The following is a 21,291-nucleotide window of genomic DNA, read 5'->3' on the forward strand; positions in this document are numbered from 1 at the left end:
CCCATCAGTTTCCGGTCCGACGGCGCCCTCGATACCCACGTCGAGGGCGCCGTTTACTATTTGGGGTCAGGCAATTCCGAGCCCGAAAGGACCGGTTTCTAAGGACGCTCTTGTTGGATTGTCGACAACCTGATTGTGTTGCAGCCAGTTCATCGGAATGTGACCTGACCCGCAACGGACACAAACGTGAAGATCAAGAGCATCAAGGCCTATCATGTCGTGCAGCCCTTCGTGGACGGGCCCTACCGCATGTCCAAGGGGCGGATCGCCGACTGCTTCGACGCGGTGATCGTCGCCATCACCTCGGACAGCGGCGTCACCGGCTGGGGCGAGGTGGCGCCGCTCGGCAATTTCTACTCGGCCGCGTTTCCCGCAGGCACACGCGCGGGCGTGCCGGAGATCGCGCCGCATCTCATCGGCCAGGATCCACGCGGCCTTGCCGGCATCGGCCGGCTGATGGATACGGCATTCAAGGGCCATCCCTATATCAAATCGGCGCTCGACATGGCGTGCTGGGATCTTGCCGCCCGCGCCGCCGGCGTGTCGCTGGTGACCATGCTTGGTGGCCGCGAGAGCGACATGGCGGAGACCTACCGGGTCGTCACCCACGGCACGCTCGATCAGATGGCCGCACTTGCCAAAAGGATCATCGCCGAAGGCTGCCGGCGCCTGCAGGTCAAGGTCGGCGGCAATGTGCGCGACGACATCGAGCGGGTCTCGGCAGTGGCCGCCGCCGTGCCGAAGGGCACGGTGATCTTCTGCGACGCCAATGCCGGCTGGACGCCTTACCAGGCGCGCCAGTTCGCCGATGCCACGCGCGGCATCGACTACACGTTCGAACAGCCCTGCACGACGATCGAGGAGAACATGTCGGTGCGCCGCATGCTCGACAAGCCGATGGTGCTGGACGAATCCGTCACCTCGCTGGGCGAAATGCTGGAAATTCATCGCCGCGGCGCCGCCGACGGGCTGACGCTGAAGATCTCGCGACTGGGCGGCGTCACGCAGACCCGCCTGATCCGCGACGTCGCCGTCGATCTCGGCTTCATGATCACCGTCGAGGACACCGGCGGCGCCGAGATCGACACAGCGGCCATGGCGCATCTGTCGCTGTCGACGCCACAGGAGCGCCGGCTGCACGCCATCGCCTTCCACGAATGGGTGACGGTTCGTACGGCCAGGAATGCACCGCCGGTGACCGGCAGCCATATGGGCGTTCCCGACGGCCCCGGCCTTGGCATCGATGTGGACCCTGGCCTGCTCGGCAAGCCCTTCTTCGAGATCGGCTGAAGATCAGGCGCGTCGAGCCTGAGAACGTCGGCGCGAGCGCGCCGTGCTACTCGGCCGCCACGCCCTTCACCTCGAGATAGCTTTCCATGGAATCGTCCAGCGCCTGCAGCCAGGGCGTATGGTGGACCGGTGCCATGGTGCCGGTCATCAGCGAGCGGTAGGCATTGTCGCGGAAGGTCATGATGTTTTCCATCTTGTGGTGTTCCCACTCCATGAAGGTGCGGTTGACCGCCTCGACGTCGAAGCCCGGATAGTCGGTCTGGTCCATAAGTTCCTTGGTGTAGTCGCCCTGGAACCAGATCATCTGCTCGGCGTCCTCCAGCGTCTCCTCGCGCGCTCGCCACTTGGCGCCGTGCTCGGCCATCGCTTCCGATGATGGCAGCTTTATGCGGCCCATGATGACGTCGCGCGCATACCAGGCCTGCGCATCGAACATGTTGAAGGTGTAGAACTGGTCCTGCATGCCGATGTAGAAAAGCTTCGGGTTCTTCTCCCAGACGACGCCTTCATAGAGATCGAGCGGCCACATCCGGTTGGCGGTCTTGAGCTTGAGGTCGTCGGTGAGGAAGGGGAAGGAATGCAGATAGCCGGTGCACAGGATGATGGCATCGACGTCCTTGGTGGTGCCGTCCTTGAAATGCGCTGTCTTGCCGACGACCTTCTGCAGCAGCGGCACCTCCTTCCAGTTCTCCGGCCATTTGAAACCCATCGGCTTGGAACGGTAGCTGGAGGTGATCGATTTGGCGCCGTATTTATAGCATTGCGAACCGATATCCTCGGCCGAATAGGAGCGGCCGATGATCAAGATGTCCTTGCCCTTGAATTCCATGGCGTCGCGGAAATCGTGGCTGTGCAGGATGCGGCCGTTGAAGGTGGGGAAACCGTCGAAGAAGGGCACATTGGGCACGGAGAAATGGCCCGAAGCGACCACGACGTTGTCGAACTCCTCCGAGTAGGTCACATCGTTGGTGCGATCATGCGCGGTGACGGTGAACTTTTTGGTCTCGCCGGAATAGGTCACCATGCGCACCGGGCTGTTGAAGCGCACCCATTCGCGCAGGCCGGATTTCTCGACGCGGCCCTTGATGTAGTCCCACAGCACGGCACGCGGCGGATAGGAAGCGATCGGCCGGCCGAAATGTTCCTCGAAGGTGTAGTCGGCGAATTCGAGGCATTCCTTCGGGCCGTTCGACCACAGATAGCGGTACATCGAGCCGTGCACCGGATCGCCATGCTCGTCGAGGCCGGTGCGCCAGGTGTAGTTCCACAGCCCGCCCCAGTCGCTCTGCTTCTCGAAGCAGACGATTTCCGGGATCTCCGCGCCCTTGTCGGCGGCCGACTTGAAGGCCCTTAGCTGCGCCAGGCCCGACGGTCCGGCTCCGATGACCGCGACACGAGATTTCATTGCGGGCGTCCTCCTTTTTTGATTCGACTTTTTTGTTGACGCAATTCCGGGCGGAAAACCGTTCGACACTTTTCCTGGAATTGCTCCCACGAAACAAATTTTACTGACAGTGACAGTAATTGGGTCTTTGGTGCTGTCAACAAACATCTGCGGCGACGGCGTTTGCGTGAAACGGTTTTTGCGCGCAAAGGCGGCGGCGTCACGTTGAAGCAGGCGTGCCCCGCAACATCCAGCGGCTTGCTGTCGCGGTTGCGCTCTTGTATCGCCACCGAATATGTTCACCTTGAGTGAAATAATCCGCGAGAGTCGGGGGCGACATGGCGAACAAGAATTCCGGCACCAAGTCCACCGATGCGGCAGCGAAGGGCAAGGCGCCGCTAAAGCGCGTTTCGGCGGCCGGGCGCACGATACGCGCGCCGTTGACGCAGAATCCGCACGCCATCCGCGATACGCGCGAAAAAGTGCTGGAAGTGGCGATCGGCCATGAGGTGCGCGCGTTCCGCAAGAAGCTCGGCATCACCGTCGCCGATCTCGCCACCGCCACCGAAATTTCGCTCGGCATGCTGTCGAAGATCGAAAACGGCATCACCTCGCCATCGCTGACGACATTGCAGGCGCTGTCGCGGGCGCTGGGCGTTCCGGTGACCGCGTTCTTCCGGCGCTTCGAGGAAGAGCACAGCGCCGTTTTCGTCAAGGCCGGCGAAGGCGTCGATGTCGAGCGGCGCGGCACCCGCGCCGGCCACCAGTACAACCTGCTCGGACATATCGGCGCCAACACCAGCGGCGTTGTCGTCGAGCCCTATCTCATCACATTGACCGAGAATTCGGACGTGTTCCCGACCTTCCAGCATGCGGGCATGGAATTCCTCTACATGCTCGAGGGCGAGGTCGTTTACCGGCACGGCAATAATCTCTATCCGATGAAGCCGGGCGACAGCCTGTTCTTCGACGCCGACGCGCCGCACGGCCCGGAAGAGTTGACGCGGCTGCCGATGCGGTATCTGTCGATCATCTGCTATCCGCAAAACAGCGCTGGGTGATTGACTGATCTCGCCCTTACCGCGCTTCGTCATTCTAGGGCGAAGCAAGGAGCGAAGCGACGCGCGCAGACCCTAGAATCCAGGCCGTGACGCTAAGGCGTTGCAACGGTTACCGAATTCCGTGCCTTTGCACCCTACGGCCGAGTTCACGGCATGGATACTCGGGTCAAGCCCGAGTATGACGACGTCACGGGGGCTTCGGCCAATCTCCAACGTCGGCGCCGGAGGCGCCCAAGGTGGAGATCGGCAGTTCAATCCGGCCCGAATCCTGGTGACGTCGGGCTGCCGTCGTCGAGCTTCGACAGCCATTCCACCAGCGTCGGCCTGTATCGTGTCAGGCCCTTATAGGTGGCGAGCTCTTCCGGCAGGTCGCGGATGACGCGGTGCAGGCGGCGCGCCCATTTCGGCTGCGTGACCAGCTCGTCCATCTTGATCAGGTAGCAGCGGATCGGGAAGACGATGGCGTTCGAGCGCGGCAGCCGCCAGAAGCTTTGCAATTCGACGCGCAGATGCACCTTGTCGCCGACATTCTCCGGCGTGACCGTGGCGCGGTCCGGGCCCCATTTGTGATAGTTCTCGGGGCTGGTATCGAGGCGCGGATTGATGGTCATCGTCCAGTTGAGGCGCCTTGCCGGCTTGCCCTGCTGGATGTTGGTGAGGAATTTCAGCGCGCGGGTGAAAATGCCCTTCTCATGCGCCAGCGGCACCGGCGCGTGCCATTCGAAGAAGTTCATGCCGATGTCGAAGTCGAGCGACCAGTCGGCCTGGGTGGTGACCATGCCGGCATCCATCCACAGATTGCCGTCGCGCTGGTCCAGGATGCAGAAATCGCCTTGGCTTTGGCGGGTGATGTATTCCATCGGCCCGTAGGGCAGCGTCGAGGTGTCGCCGAAGATGAAGGTGTCGTCGATGCCGAGTGGCCGGTTGATCCAGCGCCAGCGGTCGCCGTCTCGCTCCAAGGTGAAATGCTCGGGATAGCCGAGCGCCTGCTGCTCCATCAGAAGCTCGAGCAGGTCCCAGCCGGCCAGCGTCATATGCGGCAGCGACTGGCAGCGCAGCGGATCCTCGGCCAGCACCAGCGCGCGGTCCTGCATCTCGGCGACATAGTGCTCGTCGACGTCGATCAGGTTCTCGAGAACGCTGCCCTTGGGCCCGACGACATGCGGCTCGATGTTGACCGCATACATGTAGGCGTCTTCGTTGAACGGGAAGGGAAAGCGCCGGATGTGCTCCGGACTGTTCTTGAAGGTGAAATCGTCGCGAAACGTTTCTTTGCGAAAGGTGATGCCCATTGACGCCTCCTATCTTTCCAGGACCAGCGACTTGCCCTCGAAGCGCGAGACGCAAGGCATGATCTTGCAGCCGGAACGGTGGTCTTCCTCGCTCAGCCAGTGATCGTTGTGGATGAACTTGCCGTCGAAGGAGATCACATTGGTCTCGCACTGGCCGCAAACGCCGCCGCGGCAGAGATAAGGCGGGTCGACGCCGGCGGCTTCGATCGCCTCGAGCAGGCTCTGCTGCTCGCCGACGCGAATCGTCTTGTCGCTGACGGCCAAGGTCACGTCGAACGGCGCGCCGGGCTGCGGGGCCGCGAAATGCTCGAAATGCACGGTCTCCGGCGGCCATCCGAGGCTAGCTGCGCGATCGCGCACCCAGTTGATCATGCCGGCCGGGCCGCAGACATAGAGGTGCGTGCCGAGCGGCTGCGAGGACAAGAGCCGCTCGAGGTCGATGCGCTCCTCGCGGTCGTCGTGGTAGAGCCTGACCCGGTTGCCATAGCGCTGCTGCAGGACATCGGCATAGGTCCCCAGCGAGGCGGTGCGGCAAGTGTAGTGCAATTCGAAATTGCCGCCGGCGGCTGCCAGCTGCGATGTCTGCGCCATGAAAGGCGTGATGCCGATGCCGCCGGCCAGCATCAGGTGCTTCTTCGCCCGGAGATCCAGCGAGAACAGATTGACCGGATAGCTGATCACCATCTCCAGGCCGGGCTTGACCTGCCGGTGCATGAACAGCGAACCGCCGCGGCCGACATCGTCGCGCCGGATGGAAATCGTGTATTCGCGCGTGTCGAGCGGCGAGCCCATCAGCGAATAGGGATTGAGCCTGGTGCGGTCGCCGTCGCGCATCTCGACCACGACATGGGCGCCGCCGGAAAAGGTCGGTAGCAGCTCGCCGTCGCGACGGCGGAAATGGAAGCGGGTCACGAGATCGTTGACGGGAACGACATCGCTGACGACGACGTCGAGCTTGGTGGTGCCGGTGCTCATGGGAAGGCCTCCTCGATCGGAGGACTCTCGGAGCGATCCTCGGCGTTGATGCACACGCCCTGGAAGGCCGCGAGGCGCCGCGAATAGTGATCGCGCACCAGAAGCAGCAAGCCGCAATGCGAGCAGGTGGCAGGCTGCGTCGTCACGTTTTCGGTGATGCCCTTGCAGTGCACGCATTGCATGCGCCGCGCCAGCGAGCCGCGATGCTCGGTCTCAATCGAGGTGTGGTCGATGCCGGCTTCGAGCGCTACTTGCATCGCCTGTCCGATAAGGCCTTCGGTGCCGGCAAGATAAAGGCGCAGCCCCATATGGGCGTTGGTCAGCATCTGCTTCAGCCGCGGCAAGAGACTGGCGAAGGACGGAGCTATGTGGAGTTGCATCGGCTTCAGCGCTTCGAGGGCGGCGATGTGCTTGCCCCCCGGAATGAAGACGATTTCCGCGCCGTCGAAAAAGCCGGGCGGCGCCTTGCCGGCCATGTCGGTAATCGCCAGCGCGCCTTCCGCGTCGGCGATGAAGAGATGATGCTTGCCGGGCTGCGGAGACAGCGTTCCGTAAACGGGCCGGCTGATGATCGTCTTGGCTGTCATTCTTTCCTTCGTACCTCGAGCCCCCTCCCCGTGATGATGCCTCAACCCTTGGCGGTGCGCTTGGTCTTTTTGGGATCGTCGAACGGCAGCGGTTGCGCCGTCGCCTTGATCGAGCCGCTCCGGTTGCGAATCTCGAGCCTGGTGTCCTTGACCGCGCAGTCGACATCGAGGCGCGCGATGCCCATCGATTTCTCGACCAGCGGCGAATACATGGCGCAGGTCACCACGCCGACTTGTCTGCCGTCGCGATAGACGGGCGCGCCCTCGTCGGCCGGCTCCTTGCCGTCGAGCAGCACGCCATAGATCTTGAAGCGCTCTTTGCCCTTCAGCCGATAATGCTCCTCGGCGCCGCGGAAGCCGGTCTTGCCGGGGCTGACGGTGAAGTCGAGGCCGAGCTCCCACAGCGTGTCGCCGGGGCCTTCGTTCTCGAACGGATACTTTTGCGAGTTGTCATAGGGATAGAAGAGCAGATAGCTCTCGACGCGCAGCATGTCGAGCGTGGTGAAGCGGCAGGGAATGATGCCGGCGCTCTTGCCCTCCTCGAGGATCCTGTCCCAGATCGTGCCGGCATCCTGGCCGCGGCAGAAGATCTCGTAGCCGCGCTCGCCGGTGTAGCCGGTGCGCGAGATCATCACCGGAAAGCCGAAGAGCTGCGTCTGCATATGATGGAAATAGTTGAGGTCGCGGATGCCCGGCACATGCTTGGCGAGATAGTTGACCGCGGTCGGGCCTTGCAGCGACAGGTCGTGCAGATTGTCGTCGAAGCGCAGCGAGACATCGCGGCCCATCGCCGCCCGCTGCAGCTCCTCATGGCCCGTGCCCGAGCCGTGCACGACCATCCACGAGTTCGGGCTGATGCGGTAGAGGATGCAGTCGTCGGTGAATTTGCCGGCCTCGTTCAGCATGCAGGCATAGGTCGACTTGCCGGGATAGATCTTTTCCACGTCGCGCGTCGTGGCGAGGTCGATGAGATGCGAGGCGTGAGGCCCGGTGATGTGGACCTTCTTCAGGCCGGAGACGTCCATCAGCCCGGCCTTGGTGCGGATCGCGACATATTCCTCGTCGGCGTCCTTGTCGTAGGTCCAGGCGGTGCCCATGCCGCTCCAGTCCTCGAGTTTCGAGCCGAGCGCGCGATGGCGATCCGCCAGGGTCGAGAATCTCCAGGATGCCGTCATCCGATCGTCCTCCGTGCGATTTAAGTCGTTGCCGTTCCCTGCTCCTGCTTGGTGGCGGAGCTTGGTCGAATATTGACCGCAAACGGCGAAGCCCTGCAATCCCCTTGAAGCAAATAATTTCATTGTCAGGCAAATTTCTTGCCCGATGACAAACGGTTTACGATGCGTAAATCCGGCTTGACAATTCCGGGAATCGAGCGGAACTTATGAAAAAAATTTCACTCTGTTGAAAGAGTGGACGCCCGGTCGGTTGTGTGGCCGGACGTCGCCAGAAGGGGAAAACCGATGTCCGACATGCAGCAGCGCATCGAAGCGCTGTACCGTTCCGACGTACGTGGGTCCGTGCTCCTGATCGTGTGCCTGTGGGCAACGATCCTCTTCGTCCTCCTGATGACATGGCCATACATTCCGCATAGCGGCATCAAGCTCGTGGTGGCGGTTGCAGCCGCCGCGGTGCTGATCTTCAACACCGCCGCGATCCTCGCCATGCTCAACCACTACAAGGAAGACAAGGACTTCATCTACGGGCTCGACATCAAGAACGCCGACGCCGCCCGCAACCGCCAATCGTGAAGGGAGAAACCATGGCTCGCTATACCCCGCCGGAGCAGAGCAAGGCCGGACAGATCCTCGACATCGCGGTCGTGGTGGTCGCAATCTTCGTGGCGCTCTGGCTGCCGCTGAAACTCGGCTTTGCCGGGGCGGCGAAGTCGATCGACCCGCTCGATGCCAAGACCTGGGACGCGCTCGGCCAGAACGCGACCATGGCCTCGATCTGGGAGAAGCTGGGCTACACGCCGGAGACGGCGCACGACATCATCCAGAACCGCTTCCACTACATCATCGACTGGCCGACGCTGATCATCATGGCGATCGTGCTGATCGCGTATTTCGTCTTCCTGTTCCGCGCCTCCGACAAGGAATATCGCGAGGTCATCAACGAGAAGTTCGACGACAAATAGACTTTCGACGACAAAGAGACTTTTGACGACAAAGAGACCGGGGAAAACATCATGTGGATGGGACTGTCTTACGTTTGCTGGGGCATCTCGGTCGTGCTTGCGGCGTGGATGCTCTACGACTGGTTCAAGGTCGATACGACCTATTCCGAGGAGACTTTGACGTCTTCCCGTGAAGGCGAGCTTGAAGCCGTTTCCGAAAAACACCGGATCTGAGTGGGGACTGATATGACGGCTGCGGTTGAAATGGCACAAACGACGACAATCCACGGCGACAGGGTCTCGCTGCTTCGGGTGCTCGGCCCGGCGCATGTGTGGGCGCTCGGCGTTGGCATCGTGCTGGTCGGCGAGTTTACCGGATGGAATTTCTCCGCCGACAAGGGCGGCGCGCTCGCCGCGCTGATCGTCTGCTGGGTCGTCGGACTGCTCTACACCTCGGTCGCCATGATCGATTCGGAGGTGACGTCCACCGTCGCCGCCGCCGGCGGCCAATATGCGCAAGCCAAGCATATCGTCGGGCCGCTGATGGCCTTCAACGTCGCGCTGTTCCTGGTGTTTGCCTACACCATGCTCGAAGTGTCGGACGCGATCCTGCTCGGCGACACGATCGTCGCCAAGGCCGGCGTCGAGGGGCTGACGCACAATTCCTTCATCGCCGCCACTATCGTCGTGCTCGCCTGGCTCAACTATCGCGGCGTGCTGATGACGCTCAATGTCAATTTCGTCATCACCGCGATCGCCTATGTCTCGATCGTGATCCTGTTCTTCTCCGTCAGCCCGTGGACGCAAGGCGCGGTGCTGAAGCTCAACGAGCTGGTCACGCCCGCCAATGCGCTGCCCTATGGCTGGATCGGCGTCATCGCCGCCTTCCAGTTCGGCATCTGGTATTATCTCGGCATCGAGGGCACCACCCAGGCGGCCGAGGAAGTGCGCTCGCCGGCGCGCTCGCTGCCATACGGCACCATGGCCGGCATGATCACGCTTTTGATCGCCGCCGCGATGACCTGGTATGTCTGCGCGTCGCTGATGCCCTGGGAATATCTCGGCATCACCTATTACCCGCTGTGGGACGCCGGCAAGCTGACGGGCAGCCCGCTGCTCGAAAACCTGCTCTTCATCGCGACGCTGCTGGCAGCGCTTGCCTCGGCCAATGGCTGCATCAACGACGCGGCGCGCGCCTGGTTCTCGCTGGGGCGCGACCGCTACCTGCCGAGCTGGTTCTCGGCGGTGCACCCGAAGTATCGCACGCCCTATCGCTCGATCCTGTTCCTGCTGCCGATCGCGCTGGCCTTCGCCTTCATCGCCGATCTCAACCAGGCGATCACCTTCTCGATCCTGTCGGGCGTGCTGCAATACACCTTCATGAGCATCAACATCATGATGTTCCGCAAGAAGTGGCCGCTGGGTTCGATCCGCCGCGGCTACACGCATCCCTTCCACCCACTGCCGGCGATCGTGCTGTTCTGTCTGTGCATGGTGACGTTCTTCGCCATCTTCCTCGGCTTCGGCTCGCAGCTGATCGCGATGACCGTCTTCTATTTCCTGATTTCGCTATGGTTCCACTTCTACCGCTACAAGTTCGTGCGGCGCGGCGATCAGTTCTCCATGCCGTGGCCGAAGCCGCAGGGTTATTGAGTGGAGTAAAGGCCCGCCTTTCGATGGCGGGCCGTGGCGTATCGAGATGTCCGAACTGACGTCAGTATTGCTTACCGGGGCGATCGCATTGGCCGTCGCCGCTCACATTGCCTGGCTGGCGCGTGCCGGCCGCAACAGGGCGAAGGCGGCCCTGGACGCCGATACGGCCAGCGTCCGCAGCGTCGTTGCGGATGCCGCCGACATTTCCGACGGCACGACCGGCGTCGTCACCTGGGCCGGTTCCTGGAAGGGTCAGCGCGTCCAGGTGCGGACCATCGTCGACACGCTGGCGACGCGAAAGCTGCCGACGCGCTGGCTCAGCGTTTCGATCACCGAGCCGGTCGCGGTGCCGGGCACGTTCGACATGATGATGCGGCCGAATTCGGCGACGACATTCTCCAATTTCGACCATTTGCCACACACGCTGCCGAAGGTGCTCGGCCTTCCCGCCGACGCGGTGCTCAGGACGGACCGCAGAGGTGTCGCCTTCCCGCAGGATCTGATCGCCGCGCATACAGACATCTTTGCCGAAAGCCGCGCCAAGGAATTGCTGATAACGCCGAAGGGCGTGCGCATCGTCTGGCTGCTGGCCGAGGCCGAGCGCGCTCGCTACGGCGTGTTCCGGCAGGCGGCGTTCGGCGATGCCGGGATCGATCCGGCCTTGATCGAACGGCTGCTCGAGGCAGCCTCGACGCTTCGCCAAGCCATCAACCGGCGCGAAAGGCGGGCGGCATGAGCGACGAAACCGCCACCCCTGCTCCCGCAAATCCCTATCTCGTGCTCGGCGCCGCGATCGTCTTGCCGGCAAGCGGCCATGTCATGCTCGGCGTGCCGGCGCGCGGACTGCAATTCCTGTTCTTCATGGTGATCCTTGGCTGGATAACCACCAAGCTGGCGCCGGTCGACGCCGGCTTCATCGGCCGCCACGCCGGCGGCTTCCTGATCTATGCCCTCTCGATCCTCGACGCCTATAGGATCGCGCGCATCCGCCATGCGATCCGGGTTCACAAGGCGCGTCCGGGCGGCGATAGTGCCGAAGGGGATGCACCGCCGAATATATAACGACAGGAAAATTTCTTTCATACCATTGAATTCGGCTTACTCATTGGGTACATCATCTGAGAGCCAAAAAACGTCGGAGGCTGGCATGTGCGGAATCGTCGGACTTTTCTTGAAGGACAAGGCGCTGGAGCCGAAGCTCGGCGCCATGCTGTCGGAGATGCTGGTGTCGCTCAGCGACCGCGGCCCGGACAGTGCCGGCATCGCCATCTATGGCGCGGCCACCGGCAATGAAGCCAAGATCACCGTGCAGTCGCCGAAGCCTGATCGCGATTTCCGCGGCCTCGACGTCGAGCTCGCCAAGGCAATCGGCGCGCCGGTCAGCGTCGCCGTGAAATCGACGCATGCGGTGATCCGGACCACGCCGGACAAGGTCGACGCCGCGCGCGAGGCACTGCAGACGCTCCGGCCCGACATCCGCATCATGGGCGCCGGCGAGGCGGTGGAGATCTACAAGGAAGTCGGCCTGCCCGAAGCCGTCGTCGACCGCTTCGGCGTTCGCGCGATGACCGGCACGCATGGGATCGGCCACACCCGCATGGCGACGGAATCGGCGGTGACGACGATGGGCGCGCATCCTTTCTCGACCGGCGCCGACCAGTGCCTGGTGCACAACGGCTCGCTCTCCAACCACAACAATGTACGGCGCGAGCTGATCCGCGACGGCATGACCTTCGAGACCGAGAACGACACCGAGGTGGCGGCTGCCTATCTCTCCAACCGGATGGCGCATGGCAAGAATCTCGGCGAGGCGCTGGAAGGCACGCTTTCCGACCTCGACGGCTTCTTCACCTTCGTCGTCGGCACCAAGAACGGCTTCGGTGTGGTGCGCGATCCGATCGCCTGCAAGCCGGCCGTGATGGCCGAGACCGACCAGTATGTCGCCTTCGGCTCCGAATATCGTGCGCTGACCAAGCTGCCCGGCATCGACAATGCGCGGGTCTGGGAGCCCGAGCCCGCAACCGTTTATTTCTGGGAGCATTGAGCTGATGCCGGCAACCCCAATGTCGAAGGCCGAGCGCGAGCAAGGCCATGCCCACAGTCAGGCATCACGCGTCTTTGACCTGTCCGTGCATTCGCTGCGCGAATTGAACCAGGCGCTGCACAAGCTCACGCCCGGCTCGAACGAGACCGCCTGGGAAGTGCTCAACCCGAAGGGCAGCCATTCGGTGGCGGTCGGCGTCGATCAGCCGGTCAGCATCGATGTGCGCGGCAGCGTCGGCTATTACTGCGCCGGCATGAATGACGGCGCGGCGATCACCGTGCATGGCTCGGCCGGCCCCGGCGTCGGCGAGAACATGATGTCGGGCTCGATCGTCATCAAGGGCGACGCCAGCCAGTATGCCGGCGCCACCGGCCGCGGCGGCTTGCTGGTCATCGAGGGCAATGCCTCGTCGCGCTGCGGCATTTCGATGAAAGGCATCGACATCGTCGTGCACGGCAATATCGGCCACATGTCGGCCTTCATGGCGCAGTCCGGCAACCTCGTGGTGCTGGGCGATGCCGGCGACGCGCTGGGCGATTCCATCTATGAGGCGCGGCTTTTCGTGCGCGGCAAGGTGGAAAGCCTCGGCGCCGACTGCATCGCCAAGGAGATGCGGCCCGAGCACATCGAATTGCTGCAGGCCCTGCTCGACAAGGCCGGCGTCACCGACGTCAAGGCGTCGGAGTTCAAGCGCTACGGCTCGGCCCGCACACTCTACAATTTCAATATCGACAACGCCGACGCGTATTGAGGCAAGATGACCTATCGCAACCCGCCGACGACGCCGCGCAAATCCGCGACCTTCGACGACTACACGCTTTCCGAAATCCGCCGCGCGGCCGCGACCGGCATCTATGACATCCGCGGCGCCGGCGCCAAGCGCAAGCTGCCGCATTTCGACGATCTGCTTTTCCTCGGCGCTTCGATCTCGCGCTATCCGCTCGAAGGCTACCGCGAGCGCTGCGACACCTCGGTGGTGCTCGGCTCGCGCCACGCCAGGAAGCCGATCGAGCTGAAGATCCCGATCACCATCGCCGGCATGAGTTTTGGATCGCTCTCCGGGCCGGCCAAGGAAGCCTTGGGGCGCGGCGCCACGCTTTCCGGCACCTCGACCACCACCGGTGACGGCGGCATGACCGAGGAAGAACGCGGGCATTCCAAGACGCTGGTCTATCAGTACCTGCCCTCGCGCTACGGCATGAACCCGCGCGACCTGCGCCGCGCCGACGCCATCGAAGTGGTCGTCGGCCAGGGCGCCAAGCCCGGCGGCGGCGGCATGCTGCTCGGACAGAAGATCTCCGACCGCGTCGCCGAGATGCGCACGCTGCCCAAGGGCATCGACCAGCGCTCGGCCTCGCGCCATCCCGACTGGACGGGGCCGGACGATCTCGAGATCAAGATCCTCGAGCTGCGCGAGATCACCGACTGGGAGAAGCCGATCTACGTCAAGGTCGGCGGCGCCCGTCCCTACTATGACACCGCGCTCGCGGTGAAGGCCGGCGCCGATGTCGTGGTGGTCGACGGCATGCAGGGCGGCACCGCCGCCACCCAGGAAGTGTTCATCGAGAATGTCGGCCAGCCGACGCTTGCCTGCATCCGGCCGGCGGTGCAGGCGCTGCAGGACCTCGGCATGCATCGCAAGGTGCAGCTGATCGTCTCGGGCGGCATCCGCAACGGCGCCGATGTCGCCAAGGCGCTGGCGCTGGGCGTCGACGCGGTCTCGATCGGAACGGCGGCGCTGGTCGCGCTGGGCGACAACGATCCCCGCTGGGAGGCGGAGTACAGTGCGCTCGGCACAACGGCAGGCGCCTATGACGACTGGCACGAGGGCCGCGACCCCGCCGGCATCACCACGCAGGACCCCGAGCTGATGAAGCGGGTCGACCCGATCGCGGCCGGGCGGCGGCTCGCGAACTACCTCAAGGTGATGACACTGGAAACCCAGACCATCGCACGCGCCTGCGGCAAGAACAGCGTGCACAATCTCGAGCCCGAGGATCTCGTCGCGCTCTCGATCGAAGCCGCCGCCATGGCCGGCGTGCCTTTGGCCGGCACCAACTGGATACCGGGGAAGAACGGCTTCTAGGACAAACTTCCAAGACACATAAGCGAGGAACTACATAATGGGGAACGATCTCGCCGCATTCGCCAAGGAGAACGGCGTCAAATATTTCATGATCTCCTACACCGACCTGTTCAGCGGGCAGCGTGCCAAGCTGGTGCCGGCGCAGGCGATCGCCGACATGCAGAAGGACGGTGCAGGATTTGCCGGCTTCGCCACATGGCTCGACCTGACGCCGGCGCATCCCGACATGCTGGCGGTGCCGGATCCGGCTTCGGTCATCCAATTGCCGTGGAAGAAGGACGTCGCCTGGGTAGCCGCCAATTGCATCATGGACGACAAGGAGGTGAACCAGGCGCCGCGTAACACGCTGAAGCGGCTGATCGACGAAGCCGCCCGCGACGGCATGCATGTCAAGACCGGCGTCGAGGCCGAGTTCTTCCTGATCTCGCCCGATGGCAAGACGATCTCCGACGAATACGACACGGCCTCGAAACCCTGCTACGACCAGCAGGCGGTGATGCGGCGTTACGACGTCATCGCCGAGATCTGCGACCACATGCTGGCGTTGGGCTGGGGCCCGTACCAGAACGACCATGAGGACGCCAACGGCCAGTTCGAGATGAACTGGACCTTCGATCACGCGCTGGCGACAGCCGACAAGCACTCCTTCTTCAAGTTCATGGTCAAGTCGATCGCCGAAAAGCATGGCTTGCGCGCTACATTCATGCCCAAGCCCTTCCAAGGCCTGACCGGCAATGGCTGCCATGCGCATATCTCGGTGTGGGACGAGACAGGCAAGACCAACGTCTTTGCCGACAATTCGGAAGAACTCGGCCTGTCCGCCAAGGGCAGGAACTTCCTCGGCGGCATCATGAAGCATGCCTCGGCGCTTGCCGCGATCACCAATCCGACGGTCAATTCCTACAAGCGCATCAACGCGCCGCGCACCATTTCGGGCGCCACCTGGGCGCCGAACACGGTCACCTGGACCGGCAACAACCGCACGCACATGGTGCGCGTGCCGGGACCCGGCCGCTTCGAATTGCGCCTGCCGGACGGCGCCGCCAATCCCTACCTCCTGCAGGCCGTCATCATCGCTGCCGGCCTCGACGGCATCCGCTCGAAGGCCGACCCCGGCAAGCGCTACGACATCGACATGTACCAGCTCGGGCATACCGTGACGGATGCGCCGAAACTGCCGCTCAACCTGCTCGACGCGCTGCGCGAGTTCGACAAGGACAAATCGCTCAAGGCGGCGCTGGGTGAGGAATTCTCGTCGGCATATCTAAAGCTGAAGCAGCAGGAATGGAATTCCTATGCTTCGCACTTCACGCAGTGGGAGCGCGACCACACGCTGGATATCTGACCGTCCTGTAGTGGAGCATGATGTCGTCCGAAAACCGCTTCACACTTTTCGGCATCATGCTCTAGCGGTGCGAGCGACCTCGGAAAGAACTGATGAAATATTCGATCTTCTCGCTCGCCCGCGCCGCCCTTTCCGGCCACAAGAACTGGCAGCCGACCTGGCGCGACGCAGCGCCCAAGGACCGCTATGACGTGATCATCATCGGCGGCGGCGGCCACGGTCTCGCCACCGCCTGGTTCCTCGCCAGCGAGTTCGGCATCCGCAATGTCGCGGTGCTGGAAAAGGGCTGGATCGGCTCCGGCAATGCCGGCCGCAACACCACCATCATCCGCTCCAACTACGGGCTGCCCGGCAACACCGGCTTCTACGAATTGTCGATGAAGCTGTGGGAGCGGATGGAGCAGGACCTCAACTATAACGCGATGGTCAGCCAGCGCGGCGTGCTCAACCTTTATCACTCCGACGCGCAGCGCGATGCTTTCGCCCGGCGCGGCAACACCATGCGCATCAACGGCATCGATGCGGAACTGCTCGACCAGGCGGCGCTCAGGAAAATGCTGCCGTTCCTGAATTTCGACAATGCGCGCTTCCCCGTGCAAGGCGGACTGCTGCAGCGGCGCGGCGGCACGGCGCGGCATGATGCCGTGGTCTGGGGCTATGCGCATGCGGCGAGCGAACTCGGCGTCGACATCATCCAGAATTGCGAGGTTACCGGCTTCACGCGCGACGCCAACGGCAAGGTGACCGGCGTCGAGACATCGCGCGGCAAGATCGGCGCCGGCAAGGTCGGCATGGCGGTGGCCGGCTCCTCGTCACGGGTCGCGGCGATGGCGGGGCTGCGGCTGCCGATCGAAAGCCATGTGCTGCAGGCCTTCGTCTCCGAAGCGATCAAGCCGCTGATCCCCGGGGTCATGACCTTCGGCGCCGGACACTTCTATGTCAGCCAGTCGGACAAGGGCGGGCTGGTCTTCGGCGGCGACATCGACGGCTACAATTCCTACGCCCAGCGCGGCAATCTGCCGGTGGTCGAGGATGTCTGCGAGGGCGGCATGGCGCTGATCCCGATGATCGGCCGCGTGCGGCTCTTACGCCAGTGGGGCGGCATCATGGACATGTCGATGGACGGCTCGCCGATCATCGACAAAAGCTCGGTCGACGGCCTCTACATCAATGCCGGCTGGTGCTATGGCGGCTTCAAGGCGACGCCCGGCTCGGGCTTCGTCTTCGCCCATCTCATCGCCCGCGATCAATCGCACAAGGAAGCAGCACTCTTCCGCCTCGACCGCTTCCAGCGCGGCGCAATGATCGACGAGAAGGGCCAGGGCGCCCAACCGAACCTGCATTAGGGATAGAGCATGATGTTATCCAAAAACCGCTTCACACTTTTTGGCATCATGCATTGAAGACCCAGCCATGCGCATAGTCTGTCCCTTCTGCGGCGAACGCGAACTCGGCGAGTTCACCTATCTCGGCGACGCCAAGCCGCAACGCCCCGCGGCCGATGCCGGCGAGGATGCCGTCTACGACTACGTCTATCTGCGCGACAACATCGCCGGCCCGATGAGCGAGCACTGGTACCACGGCGGCGGCTGCCGGGCCTGGCTGAAGGTCACGCGCAACACGCTGACGCATGAAATTTCGGCCGTCGAGCCGGCGGCGGGCGCCGGCGCCGCCAAGGTTGGTGCGTGATGCGCGGCGATCAGGCAAACCGGCTGAACAATGGCGGTCTCATCGACCGCTCGACCGCGCTCAACTTCCGCTTCGACAGCAAGATCTTCTCCGGCTTCAAGGGCGACACGCTAGCTTCCGCGTTGGTCGCCAATGGCGTCAAGCTCGTCGGCCGCTCGTTCAAATATCATCGTCCTCGCGGTATCCTGACGGCTGGCTCGGAAGAGCCGAACGCGCTGGTCGAATTGCGCAGCGGCGCAAGGCGCGAGCCGAACACAAAGGCGACAACCGCCGAGCTCTATGAAGGGCTCGAAGCCGCCAGCCAGAATCGCTGGCCGTCGCTCAATTTCGACGTCATGTCGGTCAACCAGCTGTTCGCGCCGATCTTCGTCGCCGGCTTCTACTACAAGACCTTCATGTGGCCGGCGAAGTTCTGGGAAGCGATCTACGAGCCGGCGATTCGGCGCGCCGCGGGCCTTGGCCGCGCTGCCCAGGTTTCCGATCCCGACCATTATGACAAGGCCTGGGCACATTGCGATGTGGTGATCGCCGGTTCCGGCCCGGCCGGCCTGGCGGCAGCCCTTGCCGCAGGACGCTGCGGCGCGCGCGTCATTCTATGCGAGGAGGATTTCGTCCTCGGCGGGCGCCTGCTCGCCGATGGCGGCATGATCGACGGATTGCCGGCCGCCGAATGGGTTGCGCGCGCGGTTGCCGAGCTTTCGGCGATGCCCGATGTGCGCATCATGACGCGCACGACTTTGTTCGGTGTCTATGACGGCGGCACCTATGGCGCGATCGAGCGTGTCAACGACCACCTGCCGGTGCCGCCGGAGCATCAGGTGCGCCAGCGGCTATGGCGGATCGTGGCCAAGCGCTGCGTCGTCGCGGCCGGCGCGATCGAACGCCCGATCGTCTTTGCCGGCAACGACACGCCGGGTGTGATGATGGCATCGGCCATGCGCAGCTACATCAACCGCTATGCAGCCACGCCGGCGCGGCGCATCGCGCTGTTCACCAACAATGAGGATGGCTGGCGCACCGCTGAAACGGCGATCGCCGCCGGACTGCAGGTTGCGGCGGTGATCGACGCGCGACCGGACGTTTCGCCGACCCACCGCTCGCTTGCAAGCAAAGGCGGCTTTCCGGTGCTGCACGGCTCTGTCGCCGGCGTCGACGGCGGCAAGGGCGGCGTGCGCAAGATTTCCATCTCGCTGACCGGCGGCGCGCACGCCGAGGTCGAGGCGGACGGGCTCGCCGTCTCTGGCGGCTGGAACCCCGCGGTCGGCCTCACCTCCTACCACCGCGGCAGGCCGAGATGGCGCGACGACATTGCCGCCTTCGTGCCGGATGGCGCGCCGCCCAGCATGGTGGCGGCCGGCGCGGCCAACGGCGCCTTCGGGCTTGGCGCCTGTCTGCGCGAGGGGTTTGAAGCCGGCGCTGCCGCGGCGCGCAATGCCGGCCGCAGCGGCAATATCGGATCGATGCCGGTCGCCGACGACGAGGGCTTTTCGATCACACCGCTCTGGCATGTCGCCGGCAAGGGCAAGGCCTTCGTCGACCAGCAGCATGATGTCACCGCGTCCGATGTCGAGCTGGCGCAGCGCGAGGGTTTTCAATCGGTCGAGCATCTGAAGCGCTACACGACGCTCGGCATGGCGACCGACCAGGGCAAGACCTCGAATGTCGCCGGCCTCGCCATCATGGCGGCGGTCAGCGGCAAGTCGATCCCGGAGACGGGCACGACGATCTACCGGCCGCCTTACGTGCCGGTCGCCATCGGCGCCTTTGCCGGCCACCATCGCGACGAGAATTTCCATGCGACGCGGCTGACGCCCTCGCATCACTGGGCGGCCGAACAGGGCGCCGTCTTCGTCGACACCGGGCTGTGGAAGCGAGCGCAATGGTATCCGCGCGCGGGCGAGAAGGACTGGCTGGAATCGGTGACCCGCGAGGTCAAGGCGGTGCGCGGCGGCGTCGGCTTCTGCGATGTCTCGACGCTCGGCAAGATCGACGTGCACGGGCCCGACGCAGGCGCCTTCCTCGACCGCGTCTACATCAACGCCTTCTCCAGCCTCGCCGTCGGCAAGGCGCGCTACGGGCTGATGCTGCGCGAGGACGGCATCGTCTATGACGACGGCACGACCTCGCGGCTGGCCGAGGATCATTATTTCCTCACCACCACGACGGCCAAAGCCGGACTGGTGATGCAGCACCTGGAATTCTGCCGCCAGGTGCTGTTCCCCGAGCTCGACGTGCAACTTACCTCAGTCTCCGACCAATGGGCGCAGTTCTCGATCGCCGGACCGAGAACCCGCGATCTCTTGAAGGAGATCGTCGATCCGGCCGAGGATCTGTTGAACGAAGGCTTTCCGTTTATGGGCGCGCGCGAGGTCAAGCTGCGCGGCGGCCTGAAGGCTAGGCTGTTCCGCATCTCCTTCTCCGGCGAGATGGCGTTCGAGATTTCGGTGCCGGCGCGCTATGGCGAGGCCATGGCGCGCAATCTGATGATTGCGGGAAAACCGTTCGGGGTGACGCCTTACGGCACCGAGGCGCTGGGCGTGATGCGCATCGAAAAAGGCCATGTCGCCGGGCCGGAACTCAACGGCACCACCACGGCGGGCGATCTCGGCCTCGGCAAGATGATGTCGACCAAGAAGGATTTCATCGGCCGCGTCATGGCCGGCCGCGAGGCGCTCGTCGCGCCGAACCGGCAGGTGGTCGTCGGCATCAAGCCGACCGACAAGACGCGCCGCCTGCGCTCCGGCGCGCACATCATTCCCAAGGGCGAGACCCCAGGCCCCGACAACGACCAGGGCTATGTCACCTCGGTCTGTTTCTCGCCGGTGCTTGACCAGTGGATCGGTCTCGGCCTTGTCGAGCGCGGGCGCGAGCGCATCGGCGAGATCGTGCGCGCACACGACCCGCTGCGCGGCGAGGACTACGATGTCGAGCTCTGTAATTCCGTCTTCTACGATCCGTATGGAGGGCGCCAGCGTGGCTGATTTTTCCTGGGAGGTTCGCAGCCCGCTCGACCGCGCGCTGGTCGCCGACTCTTATGGCGCGCAAGGCGACGCCGGCGTGTCGCTGACAGAGATCCGCAATTTCGATCTCGTCCAGGTGATGGCGCGGCGCGGCAAGGCCGGCGAGACGGTGAAGGCCGCGCAGGCACGCTTCGGCGTCGCCGCGCCGGAAACGCCCAAGGCGGTCGGCACTGCCGACGCGACGCTGATCTGGTCGGGACCGGACCAATTCCTGGTGCTGTCCAAAGGCGGAAAGCATACGATCGAAGCGCTTGCGCCGGTCTTCGTGGGCTCGGCCTCGCTTTCCGAACAGTCGCATGCGCGAGCGCTGATCGGCATATCCGGAGAGAAGGCGCGCGCGATGCTTGCGAAGCTGTCGTCGATCGACCTGCATCCCGATGTTTTCGGCGTGGGCGCGGCGGCCGCGACGTCGATGGATCACACCAGTGTCACGCTGTGGCGAGGTGGTGGTCACGATGACCAGGCTGTGTTCAATCTCCTGGTGTTTGCAACCTTCGCCGAGAGCCTCTGGCACACCATCCTCGACTCCGCCGCCGAGTACGGCGTGACGATCGGCCATTCGGAAGACGTGGCATAGCGATGCGCGACTCCCTTCTCCCCTTGTGGGAGAAGGTGGATCGGCGCGATAGCGCCGAGACGGATGAGGGGTGTTCCAGCGGAGTGAAACGCTGGCTTTCCCTGGAGCACCCCTCATCCGGCCGCTTCGCGGCCACCTTCTCCCACAAGGGGAGAAGGGAAGCCGGTGCTTG

21 protein-coding genes are annotated in these 21,291 nt (G+C 63.8%); 16 read left to right on the plus strand and 5 right to left on the minus strand.

Going from position 1 to position 21,291, the window contains the following annotated elements; genetic code table 11:
• Positions 1 to 186 precede the first annotated feature (186 nt).
• A complete protein-coding gene (locus FJW05_RS18520) occupies positions 187 to 1,290 on the plus strand; it encodes a mandelate racemase/muconate lactonizing enzyme family protein (RefSeq protein WP_140634651.1) in 1,104 nt (367 codons plus the stop codon).
• Positions 1,291 to 1,336: 46 nt separating this feature from the next.
• Here the strand turns inward: FJW05_RS18520 and FJW05_RS18525 are convergent, their stop codons facing one another.
• Positions 1,337 to 2,695 (minus strand): NAD(P)/FAD-dependent oxidoreductase, encoded by a 1,359-nt coding sequence (locus FJW05_RS18525; RefSeq protein WP_140634653.1) that lies wholly within the window; start codon positions 2,693 to 2,695, stop codon positions 1,337 to 1,339.
• 317 nt (positions 2,696 to 3,012) lie between these two features.
• On the opposite strand from FJW05_RS18525, the gene FJW05_RS18530 reads away from it, so the two are divergent.
• Positions 3,013 to 3,735 (plus strand): XRE family transcriptional regulator, encoded by a 723-nt coding sequence (locus FJW05_RS18530; RefSeq protein ID WP_140544172.1) that lies wholly within the window; start codon positions 3,013 to 3,015, stop codon positions 3,733 to 3,735.
• A gap of 251 nt (positions 3,736 to 3,986) precedes the next feature.
• Here FJW05_RS18530 and FJW05_RS18535 read toward each other — a convergent pair whose 3' ends face one another.
• Genes FJW05_RS18535 through FJW05_RS18550 form a run of 4 tightly spaced genes read right to left on the minus strand, consistent with a single transcriptional unit; the run spans position 3,987 to position 7,764 of the window.
• Positions 3,987 to 5,027, minus strand: coding sequence for a DUF3445 domain-containing protein (locus FJW05_RS18535; protein ID WP_140634655.1), 1,041 nt, complete (start codon positions 5,025 to 5,027; stop codon positions 3,987 to 3,989).
• Between the two features lie 9 nt (positions 5,028 to 5,036).
• The gene (locus FJW05_RS18540) at positions 5,037 to 6,002 is read right to left on the minus strand and encodes a PDR/VanB family oxidoreductase (protein ID WP_140634657.1); all 966 of its coding nucleotides are present in this window, start codon (positions 6,000 to 6,002) and stop codon (positions 5,037 to 5,039) included.
• Complete coding sequence (locus tag FJW05_RS18545) at positions 5,999 to 6,589, minus strand: dimethylamine monooxygenase subunit DmmA family protein (RefSeq protein WP_140634659.1); 591 nt, start codon at positions 6,587 to 6,589, stop codon at positions 5,999 to 6,001. Before FJW05_RS18545 ends, FJW05_RS18540 begins: the two co-directional genes overlap by 4 nt.
• A 41-nt stretch (positions 6,590 to 6,630) precedes the next feature.
• Complete coding sequence (locus tag FJW05_RS18550; RefSeq protein ID WP_140634661.1) at positions 6,631 to 7,764, minus strand: aminomethyltransferase family protein; 1,134 nt, start codon at positions 7,762 to 7,764, stop codon at positions 6,631 to 6,633.
• A 285-nt stretch (positions 7,765 to 8,049) separates the two neighbouring features.
• On the opposite strand from FJW05_RS18550, the gene FJW05_RS18555 reads away from it, so the two are divergent.
• The 14 genes from FJW05_RS18555 (at position 8,050) to FJW05_RS18620 (ending at position 21,119) form a co-directional block, all read left to right on the plus strand.
• On the plus strand, positions 8,050 to 8,337 hold the full coding sequence (locus FJW05_RS18555; protein WP_095768768.1) for a hypothetical protein: 288 nt from the start codon (positions 8,050 to 8,052) through the stop codon (positions 8,335 to 8,337).
• Between the two features lie 11 nt (positions 8,338 to 8,348).
• The gene (locus FJW05_RS18560) at positions 8,349 to 8,726 is read left to right on the plus strand and encodes a hypothetical protein (RefSeq protein WP_095768769.1); all 378 of its coding nucleotides are present in this window, start codon (positions 8,349 to 8,351) and stop codon (positions 8,724 to 8,726) included.
• Positions 8,727 to 8,777: 51 nt separating this feature from the next.
• On the plus strand, positions 8,778 to 8,939 hold the full coding sequence (locus FJW05_RS18565) for a hypothetical protein (protein ID WP_095768770.1): 162 nt from the start codon (positions 8,778 to 8,780) through the stop codon (positions 8,937 to 8,939).
• A gap of 12 nt (positions 8,940 to 8,951) precedes the next feature.
• Positions 8,952 to 10,358: an APC family permease gene (locus FJW05_RS18570; protein WP_181164992.1), complete on the plus strand. Its 1,407-nt coding sequence runs from the start codon at positions 8,952 to 8,954 to the stop codon at positions 10,356 to 10,358.
• Between the two features lie 46 nt (positions 10,359 to 10,404).
• A complete protein-coding gene (locus tag FJW05_RS18575) occupies positions 10,405 to 11,094 on the plus strand; it encodes a hypothetical protein (protein ID WP_181164993.1) in 690 nt (229 codons plus the stop codon).
• Positions 11,091 to 11,420, plus strand: a complete 330-nt coding sequence (locus FJW05_RS18580; RefSeq protein ID WP_140634663.1) for a hypothetical protein — start codon at positions 11,091 to 11,093, stop codon at positions 11,418 to 11,420. The genes FJW05_RS18575 and FJW05_RS18580 overlap by 4 nt, the downstream gene beginning before the upstream one ends.
• 85 nt (positions 11,421 to 11,505) lie before the next feature.
• Positions 11,506 to 12,402: a glutamine amidotransferase family protein gene (locus tag FJW05_RS18585; protein ID WP_140634665.1), complete on the plus strand. Its 897-nt coding sequence runs from the start codon at positions 11,506 to 11,508 to the stop codon at positions 12,400 to 12,402.
• Between the two features lie 4 nt (positions 12,403 to 12,406).
• Complete coding sequence (locus FJW05_RS18590) at positions 12,407 to 13,153, plus strand: GXGXG domain-containing protein (RefSeq protein WP_140634667.1); 747 nt, start codon at positions 12,407 to 12,409, stop codon at positions 13,151 to 13,153.
• A gap of 6 nt (positions 13,154 to 13,159) precedes the next feature.
• Entirely contained in the window at positions 13,160 to 14,488 is a 1,329-nt protein-coding gene (locus FJW05_RS18595) for an FMN-binding glutamate synthase family protein (protein WP_140634669.1), read from the plus strand.
• Positions 14,489 to 14,525: 37 nt separating this feature from the next.
• Positions 14,526 to 15,833 (plus strand): type III glutamate--ammonia ligase, encoded by a 1,308-nt coding sequence (gene glnT / locus FJW05_RS18600; RefSeq protein WP_140634671.1) that lies wholly within the window; start codon positions 14,526 to 14,528, stop codon positions 15,831 to 15,833.
• Positions 15,834 to 15,925: 92 nt separating this feature from the next.
• Positions 15,926 to 17,179: a sarcosine oxidase subunit beta family protein gene (locus FJW05_RS18605; RefSeq protein WP_140634673.1), complete on the plus strand. Its 1,254-nt coding sequence runs from the start codon at positions 15,926 to 15,928 to the stop codon at positions 17,177 to 17,179.
• A gap of 67 nt (positions 17,180 to 17,246) precedes the next feature.
• Positions 17,247 to 17,522, plus strand: a complete 276-nt coding sequence (locus FJW05_RS18610) for a sarcosine oxidase subunit delta (RefSeq protein WP_140544196.1) — start codon at positions 17,247 to 17,249, stop codon at positions 17,520 to 17,522.
• Positions 17,522 to 20,503 carry a sarcosine oxidase subunit alpha gene (locus tag FJW05_RS18615; protein WP_140634675.1) on the plus strand — a complete coding sequence of 994 codons (2,982 nt, stop codon included), beginning with the start codon at positions 17,522 to 17,524 and terminating at the stop codon, positions 20,501 to 20,503. Before FJW05_RS18610 ends, FJW05_RS18615 begins: the two co-directional genes overlap by 1 nt.
• Complete coding sequence (locus FJW05_RS18620) at positions 20,496 to 21,119, plus strand: sarcosine oxidase subunit gamma family protein (protein WP_140634676.1); 624 nt, start codon at positions 20,496 to 20,498, stop codon at positions 21,117 to 21,119. The genes FJW05_RS18615 and FJW05_RS18620 overlap by 8 nt, the downstream gene beginning before the upstream one ends.
• Positions 21,120 to 21,291: the final 172 nt, after the last annotated feature.

Source organism: Mesorhizobium sp. B2-9-1, assembly GCF_006439455.1.
Classification (GTDB): Bacteria; Pseudomonadota; Alphaproteobacteria; order Rhizobiales; family Rhizobiaceae; genus Mesorhizobium.

Bases quoted from the DNA above. Each gene is read 5' to 3' on its own strand.
- FJW05_RS18570 (WP_181164992.1), top strand. From the start codon at position 8,952: ATGACGGCTGCGGTTGAAATGGCACAAACGACGACAATCCACGGCGAC.
- FJW05_RS18590 (WP_140634667.1), top strand. From the start codon at position 12,407: ATGCCGGCAACCCCAATGTCGAAGGCCGAGCGCGAGCAAGGCCATGCC.
- glnT (WP_140634671.1), top strand. From the start codon at position 14,526: ATGGGGAACGATCTCGCCGCATTCGCCAAGGAGAACGGCGTCAAATAT.
- FJW05_RS18595 (WP_140634669.1), top strand. From the start codon at position 13,160: ATGACCTATCGCAACCCGCCGACGACGCCGCGCAAATCCGCGACCTTC.
- FJW05_RS18525 (WP_140634653.1), bottom strand. From the start codon at position 2,695: ATGAAATCTCGTGTCGCGGTCATCGGAGCCGGACCGTCGGGCCTGGCG.
- FJW05_RS18605 (WP_140634673.1), top strand. From the start codon at position 15,926: ATGAAATATTCGATCTTCTCGCTCGCCCGCGCCGCCCTTTCCGGCCAC.
- FJW05_RS18545 (WP_140634659.1), bottom strand. From the start codon at position 6,589: ATGACAGCCAAGACGATCATCAGCCGGCCCGTTTACGGAACGCTGTCT.
- FJW05_RS18565 (WP_095768770.1), top strand. From the start codon at position 8,778: ATGTGGATGGGACTGTCTTACGTTTGCTGGGGCATCTCGGTCGTGCTT.
- FJW05_RS18535 (WP_140634655.1), bottom strand. From the start codon at position 5,027: ATGGGCATCACCTTTCGCAAAGAAACGTTTCGCGACGATTTCACCTTC.
- FJW05_RS18580 (WP_140634663.1), top strand. From the start codon at position 11,091: ATGAGCGACGAAACCGCCACCCCTGCTCCCGCAAATCCCTATCTCGTG.
- FJW05_RS18550 (WP_140634661.1), bottom strand. From the start codon at position 7,764: ATGACGGCATCCTGGAGATTCTCGACCCTGGCGGATCGCCATCGCGCG.
- FJW05_RS18540 (WP_140634657.1), bottom strand. From the start codon at position 6,002: ATGAGCACCGGCACCACCAAGCTCGACGTCGTCGTCAGCGATGTCGTT.
- FJW05_RS18555 (WP_095768768.1), top strand. From the start codon at position 8,050: ATGTCCGACATGCAGCAGCGCATCGAAGCGCTGTACCGTTCCGACGTA.
- FJW05_RS18575 (WP_181164993.1), top strand. From the start codon at position 10,405: ATGTCCGAACTGACGTCAGTATTGCTTACCGGGGCGATCGCATTGGCC.
- FJW05_RS18615 (WP_140634675.1), top strand. From the start codon at position 17,522: ATGCGCGGCGATCAGGCAAACCGGCTGAACAATGGCGGTCTCATCGAC.
- FJW05_RS18610 (WP_140544196.1), top strand. From the start codon at position 17,247: ATGCGCATAGTCTGTCCCTTCTGCGGCGAACGCGAACTCGGCGAGTTC.
- FJW05_RS18585 (WP_140634665.1), top strand. From the start codon at position 11,506: ATGTGCGGAATCGTCGGACTTTTCTTGAAGGACAAGGCGCTGGAGCCG.
- FJW05_RS18560 (WP_095768769.1), top strand. From the start codon at position 8,349: ATGGCTCGCTATACCCCGCCGGAGCAGAGCAAGGCCGGACAGATCCTC.
- FJW05_RS18530 (WP_140544172.1), top strand. From the start codon at position 3,013: ATGGCGAACAAGAATTCCGGCACCAAGTCCACCGATGCGGCAGCGAAG.